Source organism: Flavobacterium sp., from assembly GCF_043756175.1.
GTDB lineage: Bacteria > Bacteroidota > Bacteroidia > Flavobacteriales > Flavobacteriaceae > Flavobacterium.
In genome coordinates, this window is the sequence record NZ_JAYURN010000090.1 from 1 (window position 1) to 14,387 (window position 14,387).

The 14,387-nt window shown below is 30.4% G+C and carries 19 protein-coding genes; 13 read left to right on the forward strand and 6 right to left on the reverse strand.

Annotated features, from left to right (window positions below; translation table 11 throughout):
* The first annotated feature begins 1 nt into the window (after nucleotide 1).
* The 10 genes from ACH2BP_RS06775 (at nucleotide 2) to hisIE (ending at nucleotide 9,827) form a co-directional block, all read left to right on the forward strand.
* Nucleotides 2–1,975, forward strand: a complete 1,974-nt coding sequence (locus tag ACH2BP_RS06775) for a hypothetical protein (protein WP_395058268.1) — start codon at nucleotides 2–4, stop codon at nucleotides 1,973–1,975.
* 27 nt (nucleotides 1,976–2,002) lie between these two features.
* Nucleotides 2,003–2,491 carry a hypothetical protein gene (locus ACH2BP_RS06780; RefSeq protein WP_395058270.1) on the forward strand — a complete coding sequence of 163 codons (489 nt, stop codon included), beginning with the start codon at nucleotides 2,003–2,005 and terminating at the stop codon, nucleotides 2,489–2,491.
* Between the two features lie 258 nt (nucleotides 2,492–2,749).
* The gene (hisG, locus tag ACH2BP_RS06785) at nucleotides 2,750–3,607 is read left to right on the forward strand and encodes an ATP phosphoribosyltransferase (RefSeq protein WP_395058272.1); all 858 of its coding nucleotides are present in this window, start codon (nucleotides 2,750–2,752) and stop codon (nucleotides 3,605–3,607) included.
* Between the two features lie 11 nt (nucleotides 3,608–3,618).
* The gene (gene hisD / locus ACH2BP_RS06790) at nucleotides 3,619–4,908 is read left to right on the forward strand and encodes a histidinol dehydrogenase (RefSeq protein WP_395058274.1); all 1,290 of its coding nucleotides are present in this window, start codon (nucleotides 3,619–3,621) and stop codon (nucleotides 4,906–4,908) included.
* Nucleotides 4,901–5,941 carry a histidinol-phosphate transaminase gene (hisC, locus tag ACH2BP_RS06795; RefSeq protein ID WP_395058276.1) on the forward strand — a complete coding sequence of 347 codons (1,041 nt, stop codon included), beginning with the start codon at nucleotides 4,901–4,903 and terminating at the stop codon, nucleotides 5,939–5,941. The genes hisD and hisC overlap by 8 nt, the downstream gene beginning before the upstream one ends.
* On the forward strand, nucleotides 5,941–7,077 hold the full coding sequence (gene hisB / locus ACH2BP_RS06800; RefSeq protein ID WP_394759164.1) for a bifunctional histidinol-phosphatase/imidazoleglycerol-phosphate dehydratase HisB: 1,137 nt from the start codon (nucleotides 5,941–5,943) through the stop codon (nucleotides 7,075–7,077). The genes hisC and hisB overlap by 1 nt, the downstream gene beginning before the upstream one ends.
* A gap of 1 nt (nucleotide 7,078) precedes the next feature.
* Nucleotides 7,079–7,672 (forward strand): imidazole glycerol phosphate synthase subunit HisH, encoded by a 594-nt coding sequence (gene hisH / locus ACH2BP_RS06805; RefSeq protein WP_394759163.1) that lies wholly within the window; start codon nucleotides 7,079–7,081, stop codon nucleotides 7,670–7,672.
* Nucleotides 7,673–7,688: 16 nt separating this feature from the next.
* Nucleotides 7,689–8,414, forward strand: a complete 726-nt coding sequence (gene hisA, locus ACH2BP_RS06810) for a 1-(5-phosphoribosyl)-5-[(5-phosphoribosylamino)methylideneamino]imidazole-4-carboxamide isomerase (protein ID WP_394759162.1) — start codon at nucleotides 7,689–7,691, stop codon at nucleotides 8,412–8,414.
* 3 nt (nucleotides 8,415–8,417) lie between these two features.
* Nucleotides 8,418–9,173, forward strand: a complete 756-nt coding sequence (gene hisF, locus ACH2BP_RS06815; RefSeq protein ID WP_394759161.1) for an imidazole glycerol phosphate synthase subunit HisF — start codon at nucleotides 8,418–8,420, stop codon at nucleotides 9,171–9,173.
* Between the two features lie 54 nt (nucleotides 9,174–9,227).
* Nucleotides 9,228–9,827 carry a bifunctional phosphoribosyl-AMP cyclohydrolase/phosphoribosyl-ATP diphosphatase HisIE gene (gene hisIE / locus ACH2BP_RS06820; RefSeq protein ID WP_394759160.1) on the forward strand — a complete coding sequence of 200 codons (600 nt, stop codon included), beginning with the start codon at nucleotides 9,228–9,230 and terminating at the stop codon, nucleotides 9,825–9,827.
* A 9-nt stretch (nucleotides 9,828–9,836) separates the two neighbouring features.
* Here hisIE and ACH2BP_RS06825 read toward each other — a convergent pair whose 3' ends face one another.
* The gene (locus tag ACH2BP_RS06825) at nucleotides 9,837–10,229 is read right to left on the reverse strand and encodes a glyoxalase (RefSeq protein ID WP_394759159.1); all 393 of its coding nucleotides are present in this window, start codon (nucleotides 10,227–10,229) and stop codon (nucleotides 9,837–9,839) included.
* Between the two features lie 90 nt (nucleotides 10,230–10,319).
* On the opposite strand from ACH2BP_RS06825, the gene ACH2BP_RS06830 reads away from it, so the two are divergent.
* Nucleotides 10,320–10,736 carry an NUDIX domain-containing protein gene (locus tag ACH2BP_RS06830; protein WP_394759158.1) on the forward strand — a complete coding sequence of 139 codons (417 nt, stop codon included), beginning with the start codon at nucleotides 10,320–10,322 and terminating at the stop codon, nucleotides 10,734–10,736.
* Nucleotides 10,733–11,119 (forward strand): acyl-CoA thioesterase, encoded by a 387-nt coding sequence (locus ACH2BP_RS06835; RefSeq protein ID WP_394759157.1) that lies wholly within the window; start codon nucleotides 10,733–10,735, stop codon nucleotides 11,117–11,119. The genes ACH2BP_RS06830 and ACH2BP_RS06835 overlap by 4 nt, the downstream gene beginning before the upstream one ends.
* A gap of 49 nt (nucleotides 11,120–11,168) precedes the next feature.
* Here ACH2BP_RS06835 and ACH2BP_RS06840 read toward each other — a convergent pair whose 3' ends face one another.
* The 5 genes from ACH2BP_RS06840 to ACH2BP_RS06860 form a co-directional block, all read right to left on the reverse strand.
* Nucleotides 11,169–11,462: a type II toxin-antitoxin system RelE/ParE family toxin gene (locus ACH2BP_RS06840; protein WP_394759156.1), complete on the reverse strand. Its 294-nt coding sequence runs from the start codon at nucleotides 11,460–11,462 to the stop codon at nucleotides 11,169–11,171.
* On the reverse strand, nucleotides 11,463–11,708 hold the full coding sequence (locus ACH2BP_RS06845; protein WP_394759155.1) for a type II toxin-antitoxin system ParD family antitoxin: 246 nt from the start codon (nucleotides 11,706–11,708) through the stop codon (nucleotides 11,463–11,465).
* Nucleotides 11,709–11,912: 204 nt separating this feature from the next.
* Nucleotides 11,913–12,224: a hypothetical protein gene (locus ACH2BP_RS06850; RefSeq protein WP_395058278.1), complete on the reverse strand. Its 312-nt coding sequence runs from the start codon at nucleotides 12,222–12,224 to the stop codon at nucleotides 11,913–11,915.
* A gap of 8 nt (nucleotides 12,225–12,232) precedes the next feature.
* Nucleotides 12,233–13,495, reverse strand: coding sequence for a mechanosensitive ion channel family protein (locus tag ACH2BP_RS06855; RefSeq protein WP_395058280.1), 1,263 nt, complete (start codon nucleotides 13,493–13,495; stop codon nucleotides 12,233–12,235).
* Complete coding sequence (locus ACH2BP_RS06860) at nucleotides 13,488–13,766, reverse strand: DUF3817 domain-containing protein (RefSeq protein ID WP_395058282.1); 279 nt, start codon at nucleotides 13,764–13,766, stop codon at nucleotides 13,488–13,490. The genes ACH2BP_RS06855 and ACH2BP_RS06860 overlap by 8 nt, the downstream gene beginning before the upstream one ends.
* A gap of 103 nt (nucleotides 13,767–13,869) precedes the next feature.
* Between ACH2BP_RS06860 and ACH2BP_RS06865 the strand changes: the two genes are divergently transcribed.
* On the forward strand, nucleotides 13,870–14,385 hold the full coding sequence (locus tag ACH2BP_RS06865; RefSeq protein WP_395058284.1) for a DUF6155 family protein: 516 nt from the start codon (nucleotides 13,870–13,872) through the stop codon (nucleotides 14,383–14,385).
* Nucleotides 14,386–14,387 lie beyond the last annotated feature (2 nt).

Genomic DNA, 14,387 nt, shown 5'->3' on the forward strand with positions numbered 1-14,387 from the left:
ATTGTCGTTTTATCAATATTTTTATAAAAATAAAAACTACAACAAAGTCAATATTTTATTGGCTTTGTTGCGTTTTATAACTATTTTTTCGATTCTTTTATTATTGATTAATCCAATCATATCAAGAAAAACTTACGAAACTAGTAAAACACCTTTGCCAATAGTTGTAGATAATTCTCAATCAATTTCAGAATTAAAACAAGAGAATGTATCTAAAGAAATCTCTCAAAAATTATCCGAAAATAGTCAATTGAAAGACAAATATGATGTTCAGTTGTTTAGTTTTGATGATGATTTTTATTCAGGAAAAGCATTAGATTTTAAAGGAAAACAATCTAATATTCATAAAGTTGCTCAAAATTTGAAGGAATTATATCGCAATCAAAATTTTCCTATTGTATTACTATCAGACGGAAATCAAACTATTGGTAGCGATTATGTATATTCATTTCCGCAGAATAATCAGATTTATCCGTTGATTTTAGGAGATACAACAAGTTTTTTAGATTTAAAAATTAATCAGTTGAATGTAAATAAATATGCATTCTTGAAAAATAAATATCCTGTTGAAGTTTTTCTCCAATACAACGGAAACAAAGCAATAAATACCACTTTTAGTATTCAGCAAGAAAATAATACCATTCACAAACAAACTGTTTCGTTTTCTGCTAATAAAAAATCGCAAGAAATTTCAGTTTTATTAAACGCTGATAGAGTAGGAGTTCATACTTATAAAGCTATTATTTCTACTTCTGAAGCAGAGAAAAACAAATACAATAATGTTACCAATTTTGCTGTTGAAGTAATAGATCAACGATCGGAAATTGCTCTAATTTCATCAATAAATCATCCTGATTTAGGTGCTGTAAAAAGAGCTATAGAGTCTAATGTGCAACGTAAAGTAACATTTCTTAAACCACAACAAATTAAATCATTACAAGATTATACTATTTTAATTTTGTATCAGCCTAATGCAGAATTTAAATCTGTTTTAGAACAAAATAAAAGTCTACAATTAAACTCTTTTGTGATTACAGGTTTAAGTACAGATTATGCAATTTTGAATCAATATCAAAACCAATTGGAGTTTAGAATGTCTGGACAGAAAGAAGATTTTACAGCTGAATTTAATCCTCAATTTAATTCGTTTGCAATAGATAATATTGGTTTTGAACAGTTTCCACCTTTAGAAAATTCGTTTGGAAATATAGATATTAAAGGAAATGTAAATACTTTATTGCAATCGCAAATTAGAAATATTAAAACTGAAAATCCATTACTTACTTTCGCTGAAAATGGAATAAAACGAAATGCCTATCTTTTCGGAGAAAATATATGGAAATGGCGTGTAGAAAGTCATGTAAAGACTAAATCTTTCGAACATTTTGATGTTTTTATGGATAAAATCATTCAGTTTTTAGCTTCTAATGCTTCAAAAAAATCACTGATTGTAAATCACGAAAGTTTTTATAATTCTGGAGAAAATATCGAGATTTCTGCTCAATATTTTAATAAAAATTATGAATTTGAAGAAAATGCACAACTTACCATTCAATTAAAAAACAAGAAGACAAACGTTACTAAAATATATGATTTCTTAAAAGGAAATGGAGAATATAAAGTAAATCTAGAAGATTTAGATGCAGGAAATTATAGTTTTACTGTCAAAGAAAATAACTCGAAAGCCTCGTATTCAAGTAATTTTGAAGTTTTAGATTTCGAAATTGAAAAACAGTTTGTTAATCCTGATGTTTCCCGTTTATCTCAATTGGCAATAAATACAAACGGGAAAATATTTTACCCAACTCAAGTAGATAAATTAATTACCGAATTACTTAAAAAAGAAAGTTTTCCAGCTGTTCAGAAAGAAATAGTTAAAAAATCTCCTTTAATAGATTCAATTTGGTTGCTTATTCTTTTAGCAATTACGCTTGCTACAGAATGGTTTGTTAGAAAATACAACGGAATGTTGTGATTTTTTTCTATATTTAAATAAAAAAATATGAACGACGCACATTTACATCTGTTAGTAAACCATTTTCCAATAATCGGATTATTCTTTGGAATTGGAATTTTGCTTTTTGGAATTATAAAAAAGAATCCATTGCTTATAAATACAGCATACATTATTTTTGTTTTTTGTATGATAATGGGCAAAGTGTCTATGTTTACTGGAGAAAAAGCAGAAGATATTGTAGAAAATCTAGGAATTTCAGATGACTTAATTCATGAACACGAAGAACTGGCTGAAAGTTTCATGAAAATATTTTACCTACTAGGATTGACATCTATCTTAGGATTATATGCCAATTACAAAAGACACTCTAAATCACTTTTGGTTGCCTATTTAGTAATAACTATTTCTGTTGTTGCGGTAATACTATCTAAATCGGTAGGAACATCTGGAGGCGAAATACGTCATACTGAAATTAGAGAAAATGCAACACAAACTTCAATAAATACTGAAACTGAAGGAGATAATAAAGATTAAACAAATCATAAATTATTAAAATTTATAAAAAATAATTTGTTTTCTATTTTTATTTAAGCATATATTTGCAAAGTATTAAAAAAACAAAAATGTTTCTAAATCAATTACATCATCATCATTTTCATATTTGCTCTCAGGCGAAGTGTTAATGGTATGCGTGTAAATCACTATATTCTAAAACCCGTTTGAGTACATCAAACGGGTTTTTTATTTACTCCAAACTGTACTCATTCTTAATATTTAATCAAAACAAAAAAAATGAGTACTTTAAAAATTGCAATTCAAAAATCAGGTCGCCTCAACGAGGATAGCTTAAAAATCTTAAAAGATTGTGGCATTTCAATCGACAATGGAAACGACCAACTTAAAGCATCTGCCTCCAATTTTCCGCTAGAGGTATTATTTCTACGAAACTCAGATATTCCTCAATATTTAATAGATGGTGTTGTAGATATTGCTATTGTTGGGGATAATATTTTAGTCGAAAAAGGAGGAAATATCAAAATTGCCGAAAAATTAGGATTTTCAAAATGCCGAGTTTCTGTAGCAGTTCCTAAATCTTTTAATTTCAAGTCATTAGATGATTTAAAAAAGATGCGAATTGCAACTTCTTATCCCAATACAACTTTAAATTATTTTAAAAATAACTATATAAAAGTCGATTTACACGAAATATCGGGTTCAGTCGAAATTGCTCCAAACATTGGTCTCGCAGATGCAATTGTTGATATTGTTTCTAGCGGAAGTACTCTTTTTAAAAATAATTTGAAAGAAGTTGCTGTCATCATGAAAAGTGAAGCTGTTCTCGCTGTTTCACCACTAATTACCCTTGAAAAACAAGAAATATTAGACAAATTAAGATTCAGAATTCAATCGGTACTTAGAGCTAGAAAAGCAAAGTATATCTTGATGAACGTACCAAACGAAAAAATACAGGCTATAACAGAGATTTTACCTGTTCTAAAAAGCCCAACAGTGGTGCCATTAAGTGAAGTAGGTTGGTGTAGTGTACAATCTGTCATCGACGAAGATCAATTTTGGGAAGTAATCGATAAATTGAAAGCCGCTGGCGCCGAAGGTATTCTTGTTTGTCCAATTGAAAAAATGGTTATTTAAATTGCAATAGAATGAATAAAATATACAATCCAAAACCAGAAATTTGGTCAGAAATTCTAAAAAGACCAACACAATCTTTCAATGAAATAGAAGAAACTGTAAAAGGAATTTTCAAAGAAGTACAACAAAAAGGGGATATTGCAGTAACAAAATATACTTCTTTATTTGATGGAATCGTTTTAGAAAATATAGAAGTTTCTAATGAAGAAATTATTGAAGCAATCAATTTAGTTTCAACAGAATTGAAACAAGCCATTGCTTTAGCTAAGTCGAATATTGAAAAATTTCACACGGCTCAAAAAACTTCAAAAATAGAAGTCGAAACGACCGAAGGTATAAATTGTTGGCAGGAAAAGCGTCCAATTCAGAAAGTGGGATTATATATTCCTGGCGGAACTGCACCTTTGTTTTCAACCGTTTTAATGTTAGCAATTCCTGCTCAAATTGCGGGTTGCAAAGAAATTATTTTGTGTTCACCTCCAGATAAATCAGGTAAAATAAATCCTGCTATTTTATACGCTGCCAATTTGTGTGGTGTAACAAAAATTCTAAAAGTAGGAGGAATTCAGGCCATAGCAGGAATGACTTTTGGTACACAAACTATTCCAAAAGTATATAAGATATTTGGACCTGGAAACCAGTTTGTAACAGTTGCAAAACAATTTGCTACACGATTTGGAATTGCTATCGATATGCCTGCTGGTCCAAGCGAATTACTTATTGTTGCAGATGATACTGCGATTCCAAGTTTTGTAGCTTCCGATTTATTAAGTCAAGCAGAACACGGAACAGATAGCCAAGTGATTCTAGTCTCGACTTCAAAAGAATTGATAGAAGCTGTCGAAATTGAAATCAACAAGCAATTGGAAGTTTTACCAAGAAAAAATATCGCACAAAAAGCTATCGAAAATTCTAAACTAATTTACGTTGAAAATGATGAAATTGCTTTAGATTTAATTAATGACTATGCACCAGAGCATTTTATAATTTGTACTAAAAGAGACCATTTTTATATCGATAATATTCAAAATGCAGGTTCTATTTTTATAGGAAATTATACACCCGAAAGTGCCGGAGATTATGCTTCTGGAACGAATCATACTTTACCAACAAACGGTTATGCAAAAAATTATTCAGGTGTCAGCTTAGATAGTTTTCTGAAATCGATGACTTTTCAAAAAATATCTAAAAAAGGTATTCAAAACATTGGCTCTGCTATAGAAATCATGGCGGAAGCTGAAGGTTTACAAGCGCATAAAAATGCCGTTTCATTACGATTAAAAGCAATAGAAAATGAATAATTTCAATATCAATAATCTCGTTAGGGAAAATATAAAAAATATGCAATCTTATTCTTCTGCACGAGATGAATTTAAAGATTTTACTCATAACATGGTTTATCTTGATGCCAATGAAAATCCGTTTTCTAATGGAATTAATCGATATCCAGATCCGCAACAAAAGAAATTGAAAGGTTTTTTATCACAGCAAAATAAGATAAATGAAAATCAAATTTTGATAGGAAATGGGAGTGACGAAGTACTGGATTTAGTATTCAGAGCATTTTGTGAACCTAATGTCGACAATGTAATTACGCTTCCGCCAACGTACGGAATGTATGGTGTTTTGGCCAATATTAATGCTATCGAAAACAAAGAAGTTTTATTGTCTACTGATTTTCAACCTAAAATTGATGATATTGTAAAAAATATAAATGCCAACACAAAAATTATTTTCCTTTGTTCTCCCAATAATCCAACAGGAAATTCTTTTGATGATCAAGCTGTTTTATCATTGTTGAAAAACTTTAACGGATTGGTAGTTATAGACGAAGCCTATATCGATTTTTCTAAAAATGCAAGTTGGTTGCAAGAAATAAACGATTATCCAAACCTTGTCATCACGCAAACACTTTCTAAAGCATATGCAATGGCGGGTTTAAGAGTGGGAATTTTGTATGCTTCTACAGAAATAATTTCGATATTAAATAAGATAAAACCACCGTATAATATCAATAATTTATCACAAGAAGCGGCTTTAAAAAAATTAGAGCAAACAACACTCGATTTTCAAGTGAAAAAAATTATAAGTGAGCGAAAAAAAATGGTTGAATCTTTAGTTTCAATACCATATATAGAAAAAATATATCCTTCGGATGCTAACTTTATTCTGATAAAAGTAGATGATGCCAACAAAAGATACAATCAACTAATCGAAAAAGGAATCGTCATTAGAAATAGAAGCAATCAGGCTTTGTGCGAAAATTGTTTAAGAATTACTATTGGTACCAAAGAAGAAAATGAAAAATTAATAACTGTTTTAAAATTAGTATGATGAATAAGAAAGTATTATTTATAGACCGAGACGGAACAATAATTAAAGAAACTATCGATGAACAAATTGATGGTTTCAATAAAATGATTTTTTATCCAAAATGTATTCCTTTTTTGAGTAAAATTGCTCAAGAATTAAATTACGAATTGGTTATGATTACGAATCAAGATGGTTTGGGAACGGCTATTTTTCCTGAAGATACTTTTTGGCCTGTACATAATTTCATTATGAAAACCTTTGAAAACGAAGGCGTAATTTTTGATAAAGTGTATATCGATAAAACATTTCCTTCAGAAAATGCCAATACTAGAAAACCAAAAACGGGCTTGCTAACCGATTATTTTTCTGATGATTATGATTTACAAAATTCATTTGTCATTGGAGACCGATTAACGGATGTCGAATTAGGGAAAAACCTTGGTTCAAAAGCTATTTTTATCAATGATGATACTAATTTGGGAACAGGAGAAATATCGGTAAAAAAAGAAGAGTTAAACCCATATATCGCTTTAGAAACCAACGATTGGCAAAAAATTTATGAGTTCTTGAAACTCGAAAATCGTTCCGCTTCTATCGTAAGAAAAACCAATGAGACCGATATTTGTATTCTATTAAATCTTGACGGAACTGGTAAAAGTAAAATTGATACTGGAATCGCTTTTTTCGACCACATGTTAGATCAAATTGCTCGCCACGGACAAATGGATTTGGAGATTTCTGTTAAAGGTGATTTGCAAGTTGACGAACACCACACAATTGAAGACACAGCCATCGCTTTAGGAGAAGTTTTCGCACAAGCATTAGGAAATAAATTAGGAATAGAACGCTACGGATTTTGTTTGCCCATGGACGATTGTTTGGCACAAGTAGCCATCGATTTTGGAGGACGAAATTGGTTGGTTTGGGAAGCCGAATTCAAACGTGAAATGATTGGACAAATGCCAACCGAAATGTTTTTTCATTTCTTTAAATCTTTCTCTGATGGAGCAAAAGCCAATCTAAACATTAAGGCTGAAGGAACTAATGAGCACCATAAAATTGAAGCTATTTTTAAAGCTTTTGCAAAAGCGATAAAAGCAGCAGTAAAACGAGATTCAGAAAAAATGATTTTACCGAGTACAAAAGGAATGTTATAACATGAAAATAGTCATTATAAATTACGGAGCAGGAAACATTCAAAGCATTCAATTCGCCTTGCAAAGATTAGGTTACGAAGGTATTTTGTCAAATAATATTGACGAAATTCAATCAGCAGATAAAGTTATTTTTCCTGGAGTTGGAGAAGCAAGTTCTGCCATGCAAAAACTCCGAGATAGCGGAATAGACAAAATAATTCCAAAGCTGAAACAACCCGTTTTAGGAATTTGCCTCGGCATGCAACTCATGTGTAACTCGTCTGAAGAAGGAAATACAAAAGGTTTAGGAATTTTCGATATCGATATTATTAAATTTTCCAATAAAGTAAAAGTGCCGCAAATGGGTTGGAATACCATTTATAATTTGAAATCTAGTTTGTTTGAAGAAATTTCTGAAAACGAATATATGTATTTAGTTCATAGTTTTTATGCTCCAAAATGTGCCGAAGCCATTGCTTTTACAAATTATGAAACGGAATATTCATCGGCATTACAAAAAGACAATTTCTACGGAGTACAATTTCACCCAGAAAAAAGCGGAAAAATTGGAGAACAAATTCTATTTAATTTTTTAAATCTAAAATCAGAAATCTAATATCTAAAATCTAGAAATGAGAATAATTCCAGCCATAGACATCATCGACGGAAAATGTGTCCGACTTTCCAAAGGCGATTACAATACGAAGATAATCTATAACGAAAATCCATTAGAAGTTGCCAAAGAATTTGAAGCACACGGTATTCAATACTTGCATTTGGTCGATTTAGATGGTGCTAAGTCTAGCCAAATTATAAATTATAAAATTTTGGAACAAATTGCTTCTCAAACGGTTCTGAAAATCGATTTTGGTGGCGGACTTAAATCAGATAACGATTTGCGAATTGCTTTCGAATCTGGTGCTAATCAAATAACAGGTGGCAGTATTGCTATTAAAAATCCTGATGTATTTAACGAATGGATTATTAAATACGGAGCGGATAAAATTATTTTAGGAGCCGATGCCAATAACGAAAAAGTGGCTATTTCAGGTTGGTTAGAAGAAAGTAATGAGGAGTTAATTCCGTTTATTCAAAACTATCAAAATCAAGGAATTAAGTATGTTATTTGTACTGATATTAGTAAAGACGGCATGTTGGAAGGTCCAAGTTTCGATTTATATGCTAAAATTTTACAGAAAACTAAAGAAATTAAATTGATCGCTTCTGGAGGAATTTCCACTTTTGATGAATTACCAAAATTAGCCGAATTAGGTTGCGAAGGAACAATTATTGGTAAAGCAATTTACGAAAACCGAATTACATTAAAACAATTGGAAAATTTTATTCTAAATAAATAAGAAATGCTAACAAAAAGAATAATTCCTTGTCTAGATATAAAAAATGGAAGAACCGTAAAAGGTGTCAATTTTCTAGATTTAAAAGATGCTGGAGATCCAGTAGAATTAGCCAATAAATACTCTGAGGAAGGAGCAGACGAATTGGTTTTCCTTGACATTTCTGCCACTGAAGAAGACAGAAAAACATTAGTCGATTTGGTTCGAAAAGTAAGCGAAACCATCAATATTCCGTTTACTGTTGGCGGTGGAATCTCGTCTGTAAAAGATGTCAAAATATTGCTTAAAAATGGAGCCGATAAAGTTTCTATTAACTCATCGGCAGTAAAAAATCCGCAATTAATCAACGATTTGGCTTCGGCTTTTGGAAGCCAATGCATTGTTGTTGCTATCGATGCCAAGCAAATTAACGGAAATTGGAAAGTACATCTCGTAGGCGGAAAAGTAGCTACCGAAATAGATTTATTCGATTGGGCAAAAGAAGTCGAAATTCGTGGTGCTGGAGAAATTCTTTTTACCTCGATGGATCATGACGGAACTAAAAATGGTTTTGCAAATGAAGCCTTAGCCAAATTATCACAAACTGTAAATATTCCAATTATTGCTTCTGGTGGTGCAGGAACAATACAACATTTTACCGATGCTTTTCTTGTAGGAAATGCCGATGCTGCTTTGGCTGCCAGTGTTTTTCACTTTCAAGAAATTGGGATTTTAGAGCTAAAAAAGGAATTAAATAGAAATAATATAAAAATTAGAATTTAATCATATATACCTGACAGGTTTTTAAAACCTGTCAGGTATAGTAAACAAAATAATATGAAACCAAACTTTCAAAAAAACGCAGACGGATTAATTCCGGCCATTATTCAAGACAGTAATTCTAAAACAGTTTTAATGCTCGGTTATATGAACCAAGAAGCTTATAATAAAACAGTAGAAACAAAAAAAGTTACTTTTTTTAGCCGTTCAAAAAATAGATTATGGACAAAAGGAGAAGAGAGTGGTGATTTTTTGAACCTTGTAACTATTAAACTAGATTGCGATAATGATACTTTTTTAGTTCAAGTAAACCCAGAAGGAAATACTTGTCATACTGGTTCATATAATTGCTGGCAAGAATCTAAAAATCAAAATTTTAGTTTTTTATTAAAACTTGAAGAAACTATTAGAGAGAGAAAAGAAACAGCTAATTCATCTACTAGTTATGTTGCTAGTTTGTTTCAGAAAGGCATTAATAAAATTGCCCAAAAAGTAGGTGAGGAGGCAATAGAAGTTGTTATTGAAGCCAAAGACAACAACGACATTCTATTTGTGAGCGAAAGTGCCGATTTACTTTTTCATTATCTCATTTTATTGCAGGCAAAAGGATTCAAATTACAAGACGTGGTTAATGTTTTAGAATCGAGAAACAAGTAATTTTTAAGACTATTCTTCCAATAATTGCAACTGGCTTTTTAGTCTTTCCACTAATAAATTCATCATTCTTTTGTTTAAGTTTGATGAATTTTTTATATAATCTTGGTATTCATGAACCGTAAAAAATCCGATAACCATTCCTTTTAGCGAATTTCTAAATTTTATATCTTTTTGAATCACATTTTCGATATAGCTTTGTTTCTTTTCGGGCGATAAGGCGAAGAAAACACTCTTTTGCTTCTGAGCATAGTTAATAAACACTCGAATAAGTAAATCGTTTTGCAATTTTAAAATAGGTCGCAAAGTAATGTTCTGAAAAGCTTCTTCTTCCGATGATTGTGGCGTTACGATTCCTAAAGTGCCACCTCTTAAATCAAAAATTGTTGTATCACGATTTTCCATTTGTTTTTCTTTTAAAATTAAGAAATTATCGATGCTTATTTGTGGCTAAAATCTAAAAGTTATTAGTAATTTAGTGTTGAAAAGATAATTATGAGAACTTCAAAAATATTTGTCACGGTAGATGCTGTTATTGTCAAAAAAACGACTGATAATCAATTACTTTTAATAAAAAGAAAAAATGAACCATTTCAGAATTGTTGGGCATTACCTGGTGGTTTTGTAGATGAAAATGAAGATTTAGAAGTCGCAGCAAAACGAGAATTAGAAGAAGAAACACAAATAAAAATTGATTCGTTGCAACAATTTGGTGCTTTTGGTAAGCCATTTCGTGATCCTAGAGGACACATGGTTTCTGTCGCTTATTTTGGAGAAGTTCCAGAAAACACCATTGCCATTGCTTCCGATGATGCTAAAGAAGTGGCTTGGTTTTCTTTAAATAAATTACCTAATTTAGCCTTCGATCATCAAGATATTATAGAAAAAGCTTTAAAAATATTTAAAATATGAGATTTCATACTAGAAAATGGGTAAAACCAGAAGATTTAAACCCGAATCATTCTCTTTTTGGAGGAAAACTATTAGCTTGGATAGATGAAGAAGCGGCTTTATATTCGATAGTTCAATTAGAAAATCCGAGAGTAGTTACTAAACACATGTCGGAGATAAATTTTATTAGTTCTGCCAAACAAGGTGATATAATCGAAATTGGGTTAGATGTTGTTAAGTTTGGTAATTCGTCATTAATACTAAAATGTGAAGTTCGAAACATCATGACAAGAGAAACGATTATCACAATAGATTCGATAACAATGGTCAGTTTAGGTGATGATGGAAAACCCAAAGCTCACGGAAAAACGGAAATAGAATTTGTGAGGAATAGGATAAAATAGCTATTAATACACAGCAATATTGTAAAATGCTGTTATTTGAGGTTTTGATTTAGAGTTTTGATTTTAAATCCATTCTCTCATGAAGTATTCTTATGATTTCAATTTCTTTTGGTGAAATAATTCTGAAGAAAATAATATGATGATTGCTTCTAAAACCTAATAAATCCTTTTGTACCTCTTCATAATGTTTACCAAAATTAGGATTATTCGCTATTTCCTGACACGACTCCAATAAGAATTTGTAATATTTGTTGGCTTGTTTTTCTGACCATTCGTCATAAGTATAATACCAAATTTCTGCTAAATCTTCGACAGCCTTGTTGGTCAAATAGTATTTAGCCATTTACTTTCTTTTGCTTGTTTGCAACATTTCTAAATGTTTCTTTGGATCAAAATCTTTAGCAATTCCGCTTTGAATACCTTCTTGAAGCGCATTTCTTAAAGCAAGTATTTTATCTTCTTCTTCTTCAAGCATTCTTAGTCCGGCGCGAATAACTTCACTTGCATTTTGAAAACGACCTTTTGAAATACTTTTTTCGACAAAAGTTTCGAAATGATTACCTAAAGATATAGATGTGTTCTTTCCCATGATTGAGCGATTAGATAGTATTTTTTTTTGCTAATGTACCAAAATTTGGTAATTTATACAAGTTTTTTTGCGAAACGATTATCACAATAGATTCAATAACAATAATAAGTTCAGGCGAAAATGACAAGCCAAAAGCACATGGAAAAACTGAAATAGAATTTGTGAGAAATAGGATAAAATAGTTTAATAGCTCGAAAATTGATATTATTCTATGATTTTTAATTCATTAAATATATCTTCAATGTTTTTCCAAATCTTCAAAAGCGTTTTGGATTCGTTTTGAGTTATTGTAAAAATTTTATTTCCAGCTTCTGTTAGCAAATATTTTTCGTCAACCTTTAAAATAAACTTTTGATTTATCAGCCAAGATAATGAATTCTGCATCTCTTTTTGAGTCGGAACGGAATGATTTATTCCATCAGCAATTTGAGAAATCCCATTATAATCAATGGGTGCTTTTTGAGAAGAAATTGCTAACGCTAAAAAAATCCAAGATGTCGTTTCAAGATTTGTCATAAAAAAACCTAAGCATCCGTAAAACCATTCTTTCCCGAAGGCATTTCGAAAATTTCTAAATCAAAATAAACAACAGAAGCTAAAATATGATCGAAAATATCACTCATGATATATTCGTAATTTTCAAAACGTTTGTCACTCGTAAAAGCATAAATTTCTAACGGAATTCCTTGAGCCGTTGGTTGTAAATGCCTGCAAAGCAATATCATATCTTTATTCAAACTTGGGTAATTTTCTAAATAATTGGTTAAATATTTTCTAAAAAGTCCAAAATTCGTCAAATTTCTACCATTTACCGATAATGTTTTGTCAACATTATATTGTGAATTGTATTTGTTTATATCGGCTTGTTTTTTTTCGATATAGGTTTTTATCAGTTGTATTTGTTTAAAATCTTCTAACTCATCTTCTTTAATAAAACGAATACTACTGGATTTTATCAGAATATGACGTTTTATCCTTCTTCCATCGGCATTTAGCATACCACGCCAGTTTCTAAAACTATCGGAAATTAAGCTATAAGTAGGAATTGTAGTGGTTGTATTGTCAAAATTTCGAACTTTTACAGTAGCTAAATTTATTTCGATAACATCACCATCGGCACCAAATTTGTCCATCGTAATCCAATCTCCAATACGAACCATATCGTTTACCGAAACCTGAATACTTGCTACAAAACCTAAAATAGTATCTCTAAATATTAATAATATAATGGCCGAAATTGCTCCAAAAGTAGTTAGAAGATCTCTAATTTCTATTTCAAATAATTTAGATAAAATAGCGGTAAAACCAATCATCCAAAGGATAATCATAATAACCTGAATATAACTATCTATTGGTTTGTCGCTATAGGCAGGAATCGTTTTTAGATGATCTCGAAGTGCATTAAAAACAGTTCTAATGATCCATAAAACCAATAAAATGATATAAATTCCGACTAATTTTCCGAAAACGGATTCCCAAGAATTAAAATTTTCTAAAATAATTGGAACCGATTTATAAATATAAATTAGCGGAATAAGATGCGAAATATATTTTGCTGTTTGATTTGAAACTAATAAATCATCAAACTTGGTTTTCGTTTTTTTAGCTACAATTGCCATTATTGTGACTAAAATAAATCTAAAAATGAGATAAATTACATACGAAATTGCAAAAAGAATAATCAAATTGATAATTAAACCTAAATACGATGCGATTGTTTCGTTAAAACCAATTTTTATTAAAAGTTTATCACACCAACCAAATAGTTTCTCAGTGAATTTAAGCATTTTTCAGGTATTTTTTTTCGATATAAAATGTGCCAAAAGGAGGAATTGAAGCCAAACAAATTTCAGCGTATTTTTTCACACTCCAGTTTTGATTAAATTTTAATATCGTTGCAATAATAATATATGCCGTAAATAAAATTCCGTGCACCATTCCTATATGTTTTACATAAATTGGATTGTCAAAAATATATTTCATTGGCATAGCAAAAAAGAACAATAACAAAGCAGAAATTCCTTCTGTAAGAGCGAGATATTTGAAAAATTTAAGCATTTTAAGTTTTATGAATTAATTTGATTGCAAAATTATGAATTATCAACGATTATTTAAGTATCCAAACCCAAAGTAATTTACATTTGTATTATAAATTCGAATAATGAGCAAACGAGATTTAAAAAAATACCTTTCGGAACTAAACAAGGAGCAACTTCAAGAGCAAATAATCGAGTTATATGACAAGTTTATTCCTGTAAAAACCTATTATGATTTTGTATTCAAACCCAATGAAAATAATTTAGCAAAGGATGCAAAACTCAAAATTTCGAACGAATATTTTCCCATTCGAGGAAAAAAAGCTAAAATGCGCCGTTCTGTAGCGCAAAAATTTATCAAACATTTTATTTTGCTTGGTGTCGATTCTTTTATGATTGCCGATTTAATGTTATACAATATCGAAATCGCACAAACACTATCATCAGAAAAAGAAATAAAAGCCGAATTATTTTACAAAAGCATGTTAACCTCTTTCAATCAGGCGATTAGTTTCTTAATTGAAAAAGGAATTTTAAACGATTTTGAAAGTAGAGTAGTGGCAATAAAAAATGAAACACTAGCTCAAAATTGGGTCAATCATTACGAATTTAATGCTATTGTAGAAAGATTTGAATATTAATT